This window comes from Lentzea sp. NPDC020367 (assembly GCF_044387305.1).
Lineage (GTDB): Bacteria > Actinomycetota > Actinomycetes > Mycobacteriales > Pseudonocardiaceae > Lentzea.
This window is the reverse complement of record NZ_JBIRVV010000002.1, coordinates 963,201-976,134: the sequence shown is the minus strand read 5'-3', so window position 1 is coordinate 976,134 and position 12,934 is coordinate 963,201. Positions and strand designations below refer to the sequence as shown.

The window sequence follows — 12,934 nt, the reverse complement described above, 5'->3', positions numbered from 1 at the left end:
GCCGACATGACTCATCGAGTCGTCATCAACGACGAAGAGCAGTACTCGCTCTGGCCCGCGCACAAGGACAACGCGCCCGGCTGGCGTGACGCCGGGGTCAGCGGGACGAAGGACGAGTGCCTCGCGCACATCGGTCGCGTGTGGACGGACATGCGCCCGCTCAGCCTGAGAGGACGGTCATGACGTTCACCGATGTGGTGGCCGGAGCGCTGGACGTCGATCCCGCGCACGTCACCGACGACGCCGGCCAGGACACGCTGGCGAGCTGGACCAGCATGCGGCACATCCAGCTGATCGTGATGCTGGAGGAGGCCTACGGGCTCTCGTTCGACTACGAGGAGATCGCCGACGCGCGCACCGTCCGGGACGTCCGGGAAGTGCTGCGGGCCAAGGGGGTCGAGGTCTGATGGACGTGCGTCTGCGCTGGCAGGAGATCGCGAAGACCGATGTCAGCCCTGTCGTGAGCGTGGGGCTGCTGGCGAGCTACACGATCGACCCGCTGATGCCGTACGTCGGCGTCGCACTGCACGACGCCGGGCTGCCGGTCTCGTTCAGCACCGCGCCGTTCAACCAGATCGTGCGGCAGTGCCTGGACGACACGTCGGCGATGGCACTGGCTAGGCCGGACGTGCTCGTCGTGGCTCCCCGGTTCGAGGAGCTGGGAGACGAGCTGCAGACCGCGGTCGACGCCGCGCTGTCGGCGGCACGGCGCTGGAAGTCGTTCCTGGTCGTCGTGCTGCCCGCGGTGCCGGAGGAACGGGCGTTCGGGCATCTCGACGACGGGCGGGCGGCGGGCACGGCCGCCGCGGCCCACGAGGCCAGGGAGGCGATCCGGGCCGAGCTGGCAGGCCGTCCGGACGCCTGGGTGGTGGACGCCGAGCAGGCGATCCGCGCGGTCGGCACGGACAAGGCCCACCACGCCGCGATGTTCAAGTTCGCCAAGATCCCGTACACCGAGGCGGTGTTCGGTGAGCTGGGAGCCCAGCTCGCCGGCGTGCTCCGGGCCGTGTACGGGCTGACGCCGCGGGTCGTCGTGGTGGACCAGGACTCGGTCGCCGCGTTCGCCGAGCCGGTGACCCTGCTGCGCGAGTCCGGCGCCAGGGTGGTGGTGCGGACGGGCACGGAGGAGGTCGCGGCACTGGCCGTGGCAGCCGGTGTTCCCGCCGAGTCCGCGGTCCTTCTGCGGCTGGACGCCAAGCCCGACGCGTGGCGGGGCGAGCTCGTCCGGTCCGGGCTGCTGGACCGCCTCCCCGCCCCGTCCACCGCCGTCCAGCGCGTTCGGCGCACCACCAGGGAGACGGTCTCGCTGGACGACTTCATGGCGGGCCTGAACGTCGAGGTCGACCTCCAGCCCGTGGGACCCGACTCGGCCGCCAAGGTCGTCGAGGTCGTGTCCAGGGCCAAGGACTTCACGCTCGGCACCGAGAAGCTCGACCTGTCCGAGGACCGCGAGGTGTTCGCGGTGCGCGTCAGCGACAAGTTCGGCTCGTACGGCGTCAGCGGTGCCGTTGGCATCACCCGTGACGGCGTCGTGGACGTGTTCTCGCTGTCCTGCGTCGTGCTCGGCAAGGGAGTCGAGGACGTCGTGCTCCAACGACTGCGCGAAGAACACGGCGACATCGCCTTCCGGCACCGCCGCACCCCGCACAACCAGATCACCGCCGGATTCCTGACGGACGCCGGGGCCAGAATCGAGGAGATCCCGTGACCGTCCACTTCGGAATCCTGTCGCTCGGCCACGTGCTCGGCGATCCCGTCGACGTGGCATCCGCTGCCGCTGATTACACCGACGACGTCGACCGCGTGCTGAGTTGGGGTTACCGGACCTTCCACCGGGCCAAGGACGGCGTCGGGCTCACCGACCTGGCCGCCGAGGCCGGTGCGAAGGCGCTGAGCAACGCGGGCGTGCAGCCGCACGAGGTCGACCTGATCGTGCTCGCGATGTCCGACCTGTCCGAGCACCTGTACTGGGACGCCGCGGGCGCCACCCAGGCCAAGATCGGCGCGCACGGCTCGGAGAACGTGCTGCTGACCCAGGCGTGCGGCGGGGGAGTGGCCGCGTTCGACGTCGTGGCCGGCAAGTTCGCCACTCACCCGGACTACCGCACGGCGCTGATCATCGGCGCCAACCGGGTGTGCGAGCCGTACTGGAACCGGATGGAGATCAACACCAGCATCTTCTCCGACGGCGCCGCGGCGGCCGTGGTCCAGCGCGACCACCCGCGCAACCGGTGGCTGAACACCGAGATCATCAGCGACGGCCGGTACGCCGACTTCATGATGATGGACGTCGGTGCCGCAGCTCGGCCCTACGCCGGGCAGCAGGACGTGGGCGTGAAGAGCCCGCAGAAGCGGCTCGAGGAGTTCTTCGCGGGCGACATCCGCAAGATGTTCGAGTTCGTCTCGACGATCCGCACGAACAACCACGAGGTCGTGCGCCGGGCCTGCAAGCGGGCCGGCATCACGCCCGGCGACCTGCGCAAGCTGCTGCACCTGCACGACAGCGTGCCGGCGATGACGCTGCTGGCCAAGGACCTCGACCAGGGTCCTGAGTGGACGAACACCGAGGTGTCCCAGACGTACGGACATGTCGGGTGCGCCGACCAGCTGATGTCGCTGGAGCACTACCTCACGACGGAGGAGCTCACCGAGGGCGACGTCGTGGCACTGACCAGCACGGCCAGCGGCATGCACTGGCTGTGCACGCTTCTGGCGATCTGAGGGGGAGAAACACCGTGGAGACCAAAGAGATCCTGGCGCGGATCCGCCAGTTGACCAAGCCCGACGCGGCCGCCGATCCGGCTCTGTTGAACGATCTCCAGCAGCTGACGGACATTCCGGCGTTGCTGGAAGCCGGACGGCTGCTCGCCAAGGTACCGGCGGGCCTGCTCGGCGAGCTGAAGCCGGTGAAGATCGCGATCACCGGCACGTTCACCGCGTCCGGGGTCGCGCCGCTGCTGCGGGTCGCGTTGCTGGGCAAGGGGATCACGCCGGAGATCCACGTGTCCGGCTTCGACCAGCTGGCCGTCGACCTGAGCAGCCCCGACTCGCCGCTGGCATCGTTCGCACCGCAGGTGACCCTGTGCCTGCTGCACGACGACTGGTTCGTCCCGGCGGAATGGGACGACGTGGAGTCGTTCGACAACAACGTCCGCGGCCGCTGGTCGATGTTCGACAACCTGGTCCGCTCCTTCACCGAACGCTCCGGCAGCGCTGTTCTCGTGCACACCGTGCCGTTGTCGCCGGTGGAGATGCGCGGCGTCGTGGCGTTCGACGGCAGGGCCGCGCTGGGCAGGGCCTGGCGCGACCTGAACAGCGACCTGCTCGGCATGGCCCTGCGCCACGACCAGGTGCACGCGCTGGACCTGGAGGCGTACCTGGTCGACGCCCCGGCCCGGCTGCGCGACGAACGGCTGTACCGGTTCGCCAGCGCGGCCTGGACCCCCGAGGTCGAGCAGGTCTACGCGACGGAGGCCGCGAACTTCTGCCGCGCGTTCCTCGGCCTGGCCAAGAAGGTCCTGGTGCTCGACCTGGACAACACGTTGTGGGGCGGTGTCGTCGGCGACGACGGCCCGAGCGGCATCCAGATCGGCCCGATGTACCCCGGCAACGCGTTCCGCGAGATGCAGCGCCGCGCCGTGCAGCTCCGCAAGCAGGGCGTCGTTCTGGCGCTGGCCAGCAAGAACGAGGCCGCGATCGTCGACGAGGTCCTGAACGACCACCCGGACATGGTGATCCGCCCCGCCGACATCGCGGCGAGCGCGGTCGACTGGCAGCCCAAGGACCACAACATCCGCGGGCTCGCGAGCCGCCTCAACCTCGGCCTGGACAGCTTCGTCTTCGCCGACGACAGCACGTTCGAGACGCAACTCGTCCGCGGCTCCATCCCCGAGGTCACCGTCGTGCACCTCAACGGCGACCCGGCCGACCACGTGACGGCCTTGCAGCGCAACGGTTCGTTCGACGTCCTGACCACCACGGCGACCGACCGCGACCGCACCCAGCTCTACAAGGCCCGTGCCGAACGCACCGAGTTCGCTGGCTCGTTCAGCTCGGTGCAGGACTACCTGCGCAGCCTGGAGATCCAGGTCTCGGTCCGCGAGGCCGACGAGTTCAGCCTGCCCCGGCTGGTCCAGCTCGGCCAGCGCACCAACCAGTTCAACATGATCGGCACCTCGCACGCCGAGTCCCGCACTCGCGAGATGGCCGCGTCCGACGACCACGTCGTGCTGGTCTTCGAGGTAGCGGACCGGTTCGGCGCCGAGGGAATCGTGGGCGGTGTCTGGGTGTCGAAGCACCACGACCACTGGCTCGTCGAGAACTTCGTGATGAGCTGCCGTGTCTTCACCCGCGGCGTCGAGCACACCGTCGTGCAGCACATCGCCGACCGCGCCGCGTCCTCAGGTGCCTTGCGGCTGGAGGCCGACTTCACGGCCACCGATCGCAACAAGGCCGCGGCCGCGTTCTACCCGGACGCCGGCTTCGAACGCCTGGCGGAAGGCCGTTTCGCACTGCCGCTGCAGCCGCGGCCGCAGATCAGTCCTGAGTGGACGAACCTCGTCGTGGAAAGGGAGTCGGCCGATGTCTGAGGTTTTCGTGGAGGTCGCGGACCTCGTGGGCCAGGTGACGGACCTGCCGGCCGAGGACATCTCGGCCGACGCCCGGTTCGACGCGCTCGCCAACTGGACGAGCTACGACGCGTTGCGCCTGCTCACCGGCATCGAGCAGAAGTTCGCGGTGCGCCTGGACCTGCAGGAGTACTTCGCGATCAAGGACGTCGGCAGCCTCGTCGCCGCCGTGTCGAGCGCACAGGAGAAGTCGGGATGATCCTGCGCATCGACCACGTCGGCGTGGTCACCAACGACATCAAGGCCGCAGCGTCCGGCATGGGCCTGATGGACCTGAAGTGCACCTACGAGGACGACGTCGACGTCTACGGCGTGGCGACCTCGTTCTGGCAGTGCCCCGGCGACACCACGTCGATCGAACTGGTCGCCCCGGTGCGCCCCGACGCCGCCGTCCACGGACACCTCGCGCGGCTCGGCCCCGGCCTGAACCACGTGGCGTTCGAGGTGGACGACATCGACGCGGACCTCGCGGCGCTGCAGGACCGCGGCGCGATCCTGGTCGACGAGAAGCCGTGCCAGGGCGGACGGCCCGGGCTGCGAGTCGCGTTCGCGCACCTCGGGCCGTCGACGGGCCTGCTGGTGGAACTCGTGGACTACGGCAACCGCGCCTGAGTCGACTCGGAGGCCTCGGGCTCGGCCTGAGGCCTCAGCTCGCTCTTGCGGCGGGTCAGCACCAACGGCCCGTCCTCGGTGATCGCGACGGTGTGCTCGGAGTGCGCCGTCCGCGACCCGTCGGCCGAACGCAGCGTCCAGCCGTCCTCGTCGTAGATGATCTGGTCGGTAGTGGCCGCGAGCCACGGCTCGATGGCGATGGTCAGCCCGGGCTTGAGCTTCATGCCGTGCCGGCGGCGCCCGTTGTTGGCCACGTGCGGCGCCTCGTGCATGGTGCGCCCGATGCCGTGCCCGCCGAACTCCAGGTTGGGCGTGTACCCGAGCCCAGTGCAGACCTCGCCGATCGCCGCGGAGATGTCCCCGATGCGATTGCCGACCTGCGCCACCTCGATGGCGGCCGCGAGGGCAACCTCAGTGGCCTTGACCAGCCGCAGGTCCTCCTCGCGCGGCGTGCCGACGACCACGGTCAGCGCCGAGTCCGCCGCCCACCCGTCGACGGTGACGGCGATGTCCATGGTCAGCACGTCACCGTCCTCGAGCACGTAGCTCTTGGGCAGCCCGTGCAGCACCGCGTCGTTGACGGCCAGGCAGGTCACGTTGCGGAACGGCCCACGCCCGAACGACGGCGAGTAGTCCCAGTAACAGGACACGGCGCCGCGCTCCTCGATCATGTGACGCGCGTGGTGCTCGAGGTCGAGCAGGTTCACACCCACCGCGGCCCTGGCGGAGAGCTCGTCGAGCACCTCCGCGATGAACTGGCCGGTGACATGCATGCGCTCGATCTCCGCGGGCGACTTGAGCTCGATCAACGTGTTCCTCCATCAGCGGGTGCCGGTATAACTATACCGGCTTCGCGGAACCGGCTGAACAACACCACCCAGGAGGGGGACGCGCGTTGCGCCGGCGGCCCGGCGTCACCACAGTGCCTGGTCATGAAGCAGGTGTTGCAGCACAGGATCGACTCGACCTTCGCCCACTACGACGTCAACCGCAACGGCGTCATCGAACTAGCGGACATCTACGCCCTGGCCAACCGCCTGCTCCAGGCATACGGCGAACCGGCATCGTCAGAACGCGGCCGCGAACTCATCGAGGCCTACGACCGCTTCTGGGAGATGCTGGCCGACCACTGCGACACCGACCGGGACGGCCGAATCGGCCCGGAGGAGTACCGCGAGGCCATGATCGAGGCGTTCGTGGAGGGCGGCCCGATCGCCATGGACTTCCTCGAGGTCGTCCAATCCCTCCTGGTCATCATGGACACGAACGGCGACGGCCGCGTGGACTCCGCCGAGTTCGGCGTGCTGCTGAAGGCCCGTGGCCTGGCCGAGGCCGACTGCCTGACGGCGTTCACGCACCTGGACACCGACGGTGACGGCGCCATCAGCGTGCAGGAGTACGTCACCGCCGTCCAGGACTACTACACGAACCCGGCGGAAGGCACGCCCGGCAGCTGGCTGTACCCGAAGGCGTTGCAGCGCATCTGACGGCCGCACGGCAGGTGACGCCCCGCACGCTGCCACCTGCACTCGCCAACGCAAGGCGACCACGTACGAGGGCCCGGCGCGCGGTGCCACCAGGCGCGGCCCCTCGCAAGGCAACCACGTACGAAGCCTGGCGGCGCGATGCCGAAGGCGAGCCGTGTGAACCTCTGCCGCCTGGGTAGCGGTGAGCCCCGCTCATGGCGATTGGGGCTTGACCTTGAGGGGCTGGGTGCCACCCTGTCTGGGCTCGGCCGGGGCGCTTTTCACCCCGGCTTGTGAGGCCGACTACGCGCCCAGCTAGAGGCTCAAGGTCAAGCCCCAATCGCAACCCCGCTCTTCGTCACTGCCTGATGGACCACCCTCGCAAGGTGACGGAATGTCAGGAACGCGACCAACCCCGCTGGAACAGCAACGGCCCGCACGCAACAAGACCCGCCCGCAATCAGGACCGGATGAACTCCAACAAGTCAGCGTTGATCACGTCCGCATGCGTGGTCGGCATCCCGTGCGGGAACCCCTCGTAAACCTTCAACGTCCCGTTCTTCAACAACGGCGCCGACAACAACGCAGAGTCAGCGATCGGCACGATCTGATCGTCATCCCCGTGCATCACCAGCACAGGCACGGTGATCCTCCGCAGATCCTCCGTGAAGTCAGTCTGCGAGAACGCGACAATCCCCTCGTAATGGGCAAGCGCAGACCCCATCATCCCCTGCCGCCACCAGTTCCGGATCAACCCCTCACGAGCCGAAACCCCATCACGGTTGAACCCGTAGAACGGCCCGGACGGCAACGCCAGATAGAACTCCGACCGGTTGGCAGCCAACTGGGCCTGCAACCCCTCGAACACAGCGAGCGGCAGCCCACCAGGATTGGCAGGGGTCTGCACCATCAACGGCGGCACGGCGGCGAGCAGCGCCGCCTTCGCCACCCGGGACTCGCCGTGCTGGGCGATGTAGTGCACGACCTCGCCGCCGCCCGTCGAGTGTCCGATGTGGACGGCGTCGTGCAGGTCGAGGTGTTCGGTGAGTGCGGCCAGGTCGGCGGCGTAGTGGTCCATGTCGTGGCCGGTGGCGACGTGGGACGAACGGCCGTGGCCGCGGCGGTCGTGCGCGATGACCCGGAAGCCCTGCCGCACGAAGAACAGCATCTGGGCGTCCCAGTCGTCCGACGACAGCGGCCAGCCGTGGCTGAACACGATCGGCTGTCCGGTGCCCCAGTCCTGGTAGAAGATCTCGACGCCGTCGGGGGTGGTGATCGTGGGCATGTCGTTTCTCCGTCCTGTGTCGCCTTCGGAAGCTACTCCTCAATGTAGTAAGGTATAGTGACTATCACTAGAAATTACTAGTTGGGAGGCGTGATGATCACCACGCTCGACCACGAGGCGGTCTTCGAGCAGGCCTGGGCCGCGGCCGGTGCCACGACGGCGGACCTGCCGCCGGTGCGGGTCAACGAGGTGCTGCGCGAGCGTTATGTGGTGTCTCCGCCGTTCGAGTACACGGGCGCGCGGCTCTGGGACATGGAGGTTCGCAAGGCCAAGGCGCCGGACGTGTTCATCCCGACCGTGGTCCTGCCGGGTGCCGAGAAGTTCCCGAGCGTCTGGCGCGGCCAGGTCGAGGAGTTCACGCGGGTGTCCGAACAACGCCTCTGGGTCGACAGGGCGAGTACTGCGCTGATCATCGAGCACGTGCGGCTCGACCACGAGAACCGCCGCGCGTTCTTCGTGGGCGACGCGCGGTTCGAGGCTCCGGACGGCCGCGTGTTCACGGCGGGGACCGGGCAGCCGATCTTCCACGTCGAGCACTCGGTGGGCGGCTGTGAGGAGGATCCGCTGAACCTGTGGCGGATCGTGAACCTGACCGAGCAGTGGGATCCCGCGCTCGCGGCCGCGTTCGACGAGCTGGCCCACGACCGTTACCTGCGGGTCTTCATCGAGGTCCACCTCAGGGAGGTCCTCGGGCGCGAACTGGTCCGTCGCTAGGGTGTTCCGATGGTCACCCGCGCGGAACGCAACGCCTCGAACCCCGATCTCGGAGTCCTGTCGGGCCGGCTGCTGTTCGCGGTGCAGCGCGAACTCTTCCAGACCCTCGCCGAGCTGGGGTTCGGCGACCTGAAGCACCGCCACGGCGCGGTGCTGGCCTATCTGGACCCGGACGGGGTGCGCGCGACGGACCTCGCGCAGCTTTCCGGGCAGCACAAGCAGATCATCGGCACGCTGATCGACGAGCTGGAGGCGCTCGGCTACGTCGAACGGCGGCCGGATCCGAGCGACCGCAGGGCGAAGCTGATCTGCCCGACCGGCCGCGGCCTCGCGCAGATGCAGGCGGCGGACCACATCATGGCCGCCATGCAGGAGCGGCACGCCGAACGCGTCGGCAAGGGCGAGTACACGCGCTTCAAGCGCATGCTGGTCGACATCACCGAACACCAGCGCCTGGTGGGTCGGTCCTCACAGGACTGACTCCTGGATTTAGTCATGAATCATGACTATCATGAGTTCATGACTACTTCGGTCGAACTGACCCGCTTCCGCGTCGCGCCCGAGAAGGTCGAGGCGCTGCTCGCCGCCCGACCGGCCATGATCGCCGACTTCGAGGCCGACCGGGAGGGGTTCCTCGGCGCCCGGCTCGTGCGGCTGCCGAACGACGAATGGCTCGACATCGTCGAATGGCGTTCCTCGGAGGACTACGCCGCGTCCAGCGAGAAGGGCCCGAACCTGCCCGGCATCAAGGCGTTCTTCGACGCGATCGACGCGCTCGTCACGGCAGAGGAAGGCGAGCTCTCCGCATGACCATCCCGAGGACGCAGAAGATCGCTTACGGCACCGAACCGTCCCAGTACGGCGTGCTGCACCTGCCGTCCGGTGACGGCCCGTTCCCGGTCGTGGTGATGATCCACGGTGGCTGGTGGGCCGCGATGTGGGACGACACGGCCGTGCAGCCGCTGATCGCCGACCTCGTCGATCAGGGCTACGCGGTGTGGAGCATCGAATACCGCCGCGTCGGCGAGCCCGGTGGCGGCTGGCCAGGCACGTTCGAGGACGTCGCCCGTGCCGTCGACCTGGTGGCGGAGCTGAAAGCGCCCCTGGACCTGCAACGGGTGGCCGTCGTGGGGCACTCGGCCGGCGGTCACCTCGCGACGTGGACCGCGCACCGGGCCACCCTTCCCGACGGCGTCGTCGGCGCGCGTCCCCGAGTTCGGCTGGTGGGCGCGGTGTCGATCGCCGGCGTGCTCGACCTGGTCTCCGCCGACAACGCCCGGCTCGGCACCGAACTCGCCGACCTCGACGGCGAGCCGCCCAGCGGTGCGCCCGGCCCGTCCGAGCCCGACGCCTGGCCGATCGTGGCGGCCGGGGTCGGGAACGGCATGACGCGGCTGCTGCTCGGGGCCTCGGCGGTGGAGGACCCCGATCTGTACGCCGTCACGTCACCGGTGGAGATGGCGGACGGCGGCGTGCCGGTGCTCGCGATCCACGGTGCCGCCGACGAGGTGATTCCGGCGGAGTTCAGCCGCACCTACGCGAAGTCGCACGCCCTGGCGGAGTTCGTGGAATCGCCCGGCGGCGACCACTTCAGCGTCATCGAACCCGACGGTCACGCGTGGACGGTGGCGCGGAAGTGGCTGGGGGAGAAGCTCGCCTGAAGATCAGATCCGGCGGTCGACCGCGATCCAGTTCGTCTCCCACGTCGTTCCGCCGTCGCCGGAGAAGGCCTGCTCGAACCGGGCCTTGTCCTGGCCCTGGCGGAAGACGAGGAAACGCACCTTGATCGGGCGGCCGCCGAGCTGGTCGTCGCCGTAGAACTCGCCCGCGCCGTCGCGGAACCCGCCGAACACCGCCGGGGTCAGCAGCCCGTCGCGCAGGCTGACGAAGCTCAGGCTCCACCGGTTCGCCTGCGGTTCGAACAGCCGCAGGTTCATGCCCTCGATCCGGCCGCTGTCGCCCGCGACCTTGAGCTCGACGACGTTCGCCCGCCGGTCCATGAGGGGACGCACGAGGCTGGTGCCGGTGAACTGGAGCCATTCGTCGGGAGATTCCGACAGCGGTTCGGCGAGCACGCGCACGCTGGTGCGCCAGTTGCCGATCTCCCAGTCGAAGTCGCGCTGACCGTTGGAGGTCTGGGGCTCGGAGGCGGACGCGGTCGTGCCGGCCACCATCAGGAACGACAGGACCGCGATCAGGATTCGCTTGTGTGGCAAGGTCATGGCCTGACTATCCGAGCGGAGTGCGGCCATGGACAAGAAGGCACCTGCGGGTAACCCCTCGCGCCCCAACCCGTTGCCCGGCTGTCCGATGGCCGCCGCGTTCGCCGCGATCGGCGGGAAGTGGAAGCTGACCCTGCTCTACTGGCTCGCCCACGGGGAGTCCCACTTCGCCGGCCTGCGCCGCCGCGGCGCGCCCATCACGCCCAAGGTGCTGGCCGAGCAACTGCGCGAGCTCGAAGCCGACGGGCTCGTCGAACGCGTGGAGACCGGACCGGTTCCGGCACCGGTCATCTACCGGCTCACGCCTTACGGGGAAACGGTTCTGCCCGTCGTCGAAGGAGTCCGTGTGTGGGGTGAGGCGCATCTCGTGCGCACTCACGGCGAAGCTGCGCCGACCGACGCGATGAGTTGCGGCGGTTCGCTCGGAGTCCGATGACGAACTCCGAGCGAACCCACCCTGCGACTCAGACGCAGAGGTAGCTGGAAGCCGCCTTCGGGTCGCCGTGGACGTACCGCGAGGTCCGCGGGTACGGGCACAGGTTGCGGGTCGAGTCGGCCGTGGCGGCGGTCAGCGTCGCGGGAGCCTTGCCGCGCTCGACCCAGTCGACCAACTGCCCCAGGGCGTTCGTGGGCTGCGGGCCGTTGCCGCCGAAGCAGTGGTCGACACCGGGTGCGGTGAACAGGCGGTAGAAGTCGTTCACGTACCCCATCCGCCGCTCGACCGCGTCGCGGTACTTCAGCGTGCCGCCGGGCGGGATCAGCTGGTCGTTGGTGCCGACGAACGTGATCAGCCTGCCGCCCGAGCGCCGGAACGCGGACAGGTCGGGGTCCGAGGTGCCGATGACGCCGTCGAACTCGCGGACCGACTGCCGGAACAGGTCGCGGTACTGGGCGTAGCTGAGCTTCGAGGTGTCGAAACCGGGCTGCTTGAGCAGGAAGCTCTGCACCCACTGCGCGGCCACGGGGAAACCGGGGCCGGGGAAGCCGGGAATCGTGCCCGCCAGCCAGACCGGGTCGGCGCCCTTCGGCAGACCTGACCAGAGGCTGCGGCCGCGTTCGTCGGTGGGGCCGTCCCAGATCTTGCGCATGACGTCGGCGTCGGCCTTCGACACCGTGACCTCGTTGCCCTCGCACAGGATCTTCGCGCCGACGAGCTGACGCGGGTCGTAGCTGCACCGGTCCGGGCGGTCGACGATGCCGTTCGTGACACCGTCCTGCGCGTCGCACGCCTCGACGGCGGCCTTGCGGAACGCCTCCAGCACGCAGTTGCCGACGACGTGTCCGTCGTTGCCCTGCACGACCTGCGGCCACAGCGTCGCGACGGCGAACTGGGACCAGTTCACGGCGGGCGCGTTGGCGAGGACGCCGTCGTAGTCGTCCGGGAACCGCTGCGCCTCCGCGTAACCCTGGCGGCCGCCGGTCGAGCAGCCGTTCCAGTAGGAGTAGCTGACCGATCGCTGGTAGTGCTTGCGCACGACCTGCTTCGCGATCACGGCCGCCTCGTGCACCGAACGCGTGGCGAAGTTGGTGAGCAGCGTGCGGTCGATCTCGCCGTTCTTGAGCGCCCAGCTGGTGTTCAGGCCGTCCAGTACGCCCGCGTCGGTCGTCACGGCCGCGTAGCCGTCCTTCACGGCCTGGGCGAACGGCGCTCCGGTGTCACCCGCGGCGTAAGCGCTGCCGCCGACACCCTGCAGCCGGCCCGTCCAGCCGGTCAGCGGGAGACCGACGACGACCTTCACGTGGTCGTCGGCGTGCGTGAGCGTCACGGTGATCTCGCAGTGCTCGGGACGGCTCACGGCGTCCACGGACTCGATCTTCGCACCGGCCGGGGCGGTGACCGCGACCGTCGTGCAGTTCGGGGTGCTCGCCGACGCCGGCGCGAGTGGCGCCAGCCCGGTCAGGAGCAGTGTTGTTGCCAACAGCTTCGTCAGTCGTCTCACGCCGCGCGACGTTAAGCGGGGCCTTCAGCCCGTCGCGCCCGTCAGGTGACGCTGCTCGTGTACGTCA

17 protein-coding genes are annotated in these 12,934 nt (G+C 69.0%); 13 read left to right on the top strand and 4 right to left on the bottom strand.

The annotated features are described in order from the left end of the window. Positions 1 to 6 precede the first annotated feature (6 nt). From ACH413_RS11215 to ACH413_RS11185, 7 genes are read left to right on the top strand one after another with little or no spacing between them, the layout of a single operon-like run. A complete protein-coding gene (locus tag ACH413_RS11215; protein WP_093588364.1) occupies positions 7 to 183 on the top strand; it encodes an MbtH family protein in 177 nt (58 codons plus the stop codon). Then, positions 180 to 407, top strand: a complete 228-nt coding sequence (locus ACH413_RS11210) for an acyl carrier protein (RefSeq protein WP_319973562.1) — start codon at positions 180 to 182, stop codon at positions 405 to 407. Before ACH413_RS11215 ends, ACH413_RS11210 begins: the two co-directional genes overlap by 4 nt. Then, on the top strand, positions 407 to 1,708 hold the full coding sequence (locus ACH413_RS11205) for a hypothetical protein (protein ID WP_360030889.1): 1,302 nt from the start codon (positions 407 to 409) through the stop codon (positions 1,706 to 1,708). The genes ACH413_RS11210 and ACH413_RS11205 overlap by 1 nt, the downstream gene beginning before the upstream one ends. After that, positions 1,705 to 2,721, top strand: coding sequence for a 3-oxoacyl-[acyl-carrier-protein] synthase III C-terminal domain-containing protein (locus ACH413_RS11200; protein ID WP_360030887.1), 1,017 nt, complete (start codon positions 1,705 to 1,707; stop codon positions 2,719 to 2,721). Before ACH413_RS11205 ends, ACH413_RS11200 begins: the two co-directional genes overlap by 4 nt. 14 nt (positions 2,722 to 2,735) lie before the next feature. Continuing rightward, positions 2,736 to 4,589: an HAD-IIIC family phosphatase gene (locus ACH413_RS11195; RefSeq protein ID WP_360030885.1), complete on the top strand. Its 1,854-nt coding sequence runs from the start codon at positions 2,736 to 2,738 to the stop codon at positions 4,587 to 4,589. Then, positions 4,582 to 4,827, top strand: a complete 246-nt coding sequence (locus tag ACH413_RS11190) for an acyl carrier protein (RefSeq protein WP_093588359.1) — start codon at positions 4,582 to 4,584, stop codon at positions 4,825 to 4,827. The genes ACH413_RS11195 and ACH413_RS11190 overlap by 8 nt, the downstream gene beginning before the upstream one ends. Further along, positions 4,824 to 5,240, top strand: a complete 417-nt coding sequence (locus tag ACH413_RS11185; protein ID WP_093588358.1) for a VOC family protein — start codon at positions 4,824 to 4,826, stop codon at positions 5,238 to 5,240. The genes ACH413_RS11190 and ACH413_RS11185 overlap by 4 nt, the downstream gene beginning before the upstream one ends. On the opposite strand, the gene map is transcribed toward ACH413_RS11185, so the two are convergent. Then, entirely contained in the window at positions 5,222 to 6,049 is an 828-nt protein-coding gene (gene map / locus ACH413_RS11180; protein ID WP_360030883.1) for a type I methionyl aminopeptidase, read from the bottom strand. The two genes, ACH413_RS11185 and map, sit on opposite strands and share 19 nt — an antisense overlap. Positions 6,050 to 6,172: 123 nt before the next feature. Between map and ACH413_RS11175 the strand changes: the two genes are divergently transcribed. Next, positions 6,173 to 6,727 carry an EF-hand domain-containing protein gene (locus ACH413_RS11175; protein ID WP_360030881.1) on the top strand — a complete coding sequence of 185 codons (555 nt, stop codon included), beginning with the start codon at positions 6,173 to 6,175 and terminating at the stop codon, positions 6,725 to 6,727. A 439-nt stretch (positions 6,728 to 7,166) separates the two neighbouring features. Here ACH413_RS11175 and ACH413_RS11170 read toward each other — a convergent pair whose 3' ends face one another. After that, positions 7,167 to 7,991 (bottom strand): alpha/beta hydrolase, encoded by an 825-nt coding sequence (locus ACH413_RS11170; RefSeq protein WP_360030879.1) that lies wholly within the window; start codon positions 7,989 to 7,991, stop codon positions 7,167 to 7,169. A gap of 93 nt (positions 7,992 to 8,084) precedes the next feature. On the opposite strand from ACH413_RS11170, the gene ACH413_RS11165 reads away from it, so the two are divergent. From ACH413_RS11165 to ACH413_RS11150, 4 genes are read left to right on the top strand one after another with little or no spacing between them, the layout of a single operon-like run. Next, complete coding sequence (locus tag ACH413_RS11165; protein ID WP_360030878.1) at positions 8,085 to 8,705, top strand: hypothetical protein; 621 nt, start codon at positions 8,085 to 8,087, stop codon at positions 8,703 to 8,705. Positions 8,706 to 8,714: 9 nt separating this feature from the next. Next, positions 8,715 to 9,185, top strand: a complete 471-nt coding sequence (locus ACH413_RS11160; RefSeq protein WP_360030876.1) for a MarR family transcriptional regulator — start codon at positions 8,715 to 8,717, stop codon at positions 9,183 to 9,185. 39 nt (positions 9,186 to 9,224) lie between these two features. After that, complete coding sequence (locus ACH413_RS11155) at positions 9,225 to 9,515, top strand: antibiotic biosynthesis monooxygenase (RefSeq protein WP_360030874.1); 291 nt, start codon at positions 9,225 to 9,227, stop codon at positions 9,513 to 9,515. After that, the gene (locus ACH413_RS11150; protein WP_360030873.1) at positions 9,512 to 10,366 is read left to right on the top strand and encodes an alpha/beta hydrolase; all 855 of its coding nucleotides are present in this window, start codon (positions 9,512 to 9,514) and stop codon (positions 10,364 to 10,366) included. Before ACH413_RS11155 ends, ACH413_RS11150 begins: the two co-directional genes overlap by 4 nt. Positions 10,367 to 10,369: 3 nt before the next feature. Here the strand turns inward: ACH413_RS11150 and ACH413_RS11145 are convergent, their stop codons facing one another. Continuing rightward, positions 10,370 to 10,927: a hypothetical protein gene (locus ACH413_RS11145; protein WP_360030871.1), complete on the bottom strand. Its 558-nt coding sequence runs from the start codon at positions 10,925 to 10,927 to the stop codon at positions 10,370 to 10,372. Positions 10,928 to 10,955: 28 nt separating this feature from the next. Here ACH413_RS11145 and ACH413_RS11140 point away from each other — a divergent pair, with 28 nt between their 5' ends. Continuing rightward, positions 10,956 to 11,363, top strand: coding sequence for a helix-turn-helix domain-containing protein (locus ACH413_RS11140; RefSeq protein WP_360030869.1), 408 nt, complete (start codon positions 10,956 to 10,958; stop codon positions 11,361 to 11,363). A gap of 28 nt (positions 11,364 to 11,391) precedes the next feature. Here the strand turns inward: ACH413_RS11140 and ACH413_RS11135 are convergent, their stop codons facing one another. Further along, entirely contained in the window at positions 11,392 to 12,867 is a 1,476-nt protein-coding gene (locus ACH413_RS11135) for a tannase/feruloyl esterase family alpha/beta hydrolase (protein WP_360030867.1), read from the bottom strand. Between the last annotated feature and the right edge of the window lie 67 nt (positions 12,868 to 12,934).

Bases quoted from the DNA above. Each gene is read 5' to 3' on its own strand.
- ACH413_RS11165 (WP_360030878.1), top strand. From the start codon at position 8,085: ATGATCACCACGCTCGACCACGAGGCGGTCTTCGAGCAGGCCTGGGCC.
- ACH413_RS11205 (WP_360030889.1), top strand. From the start codon at position 407: ATGGACGTGCGTCTGCGCTGGCAGGAGATCGCGAAGACCGATGTCAGC.
- ACH413_RS11185 (WP_093588358.1), top strand. From the start codon at position 4,824: ATGATCCTGCGCATCGACCACGTCGGCGTGGTCACCAACGACATCAAG.
- ACH413_RS11215 (WP_093588364.1), top strand. From the start codon at position 7: ATGACTCATCGAGTCGTCATCAACGACGAAGAGCAGTACTCGCTCTGG.
- ACH413_RS11150 (WP_360030873.1), top strand. From the start codon at position 9,512: ATGACCATCCCGAGGACGCAGAAGATCGCTTACGGCACCGAACCGTCC.
- ACH413_RS11140 (WP_360030869.1), top strand. From the start codon at position 10,956: ATGGACAAGAAGGCACCTGCGGGTAACCCCTCGCGCCCCAACCCGTTG.
- ACH413_RS11190 (WP_093588359.1), top strand. From the start codon at position 4,582: ATGTCTGAGGTTTTCGTGGAGGTCGCGGACCTCGTGGGCCAGGTGACG.
- ACH413_RS11175 (WP_360030881.1), top strand. From the start codon at position 6,173: ATGAAGCAGGTGTTGCAGCACAGGATCGACTCGACCTTCGCCCACTAC.
- ACH413_RS11155 (WP_360030874.1), top strand. From the start codon at position 9,225: ATGACTACTTCGGTCGAACTGACCCGCTTCCGCGTCGCGCCCGAGAAG.
- ACH413_RS11145 (WP_360030871.1), bottom strand. From the start codon at position 10,927: ATGACCTTGCCACACAAGCGAATCCTGATCGCGGTCCTGTCGTTCCTG.
- ACH413_RS11160 (WP_360030876.1), top strand. From the start codon at position 8,715: ATGGTCACCCGCGCGGAACGCAACGCCTCGAACCCCGATCTCGGAGTC.
- ACH413_RS11170 (WP_360030879.1), bottom strand. From the start codon at position 7,991: ATGCCCACGATCACCACCCCCGACGGCGTCGAGATCTTCTACCAGGAC.
- ACH413_RS11210 (WP_319973562.1), top strand. From the start codon at position 180: ATGACGTTCACCGATGTGGTGGCCGGAGCGCTGGACGTCGATCCCGCG.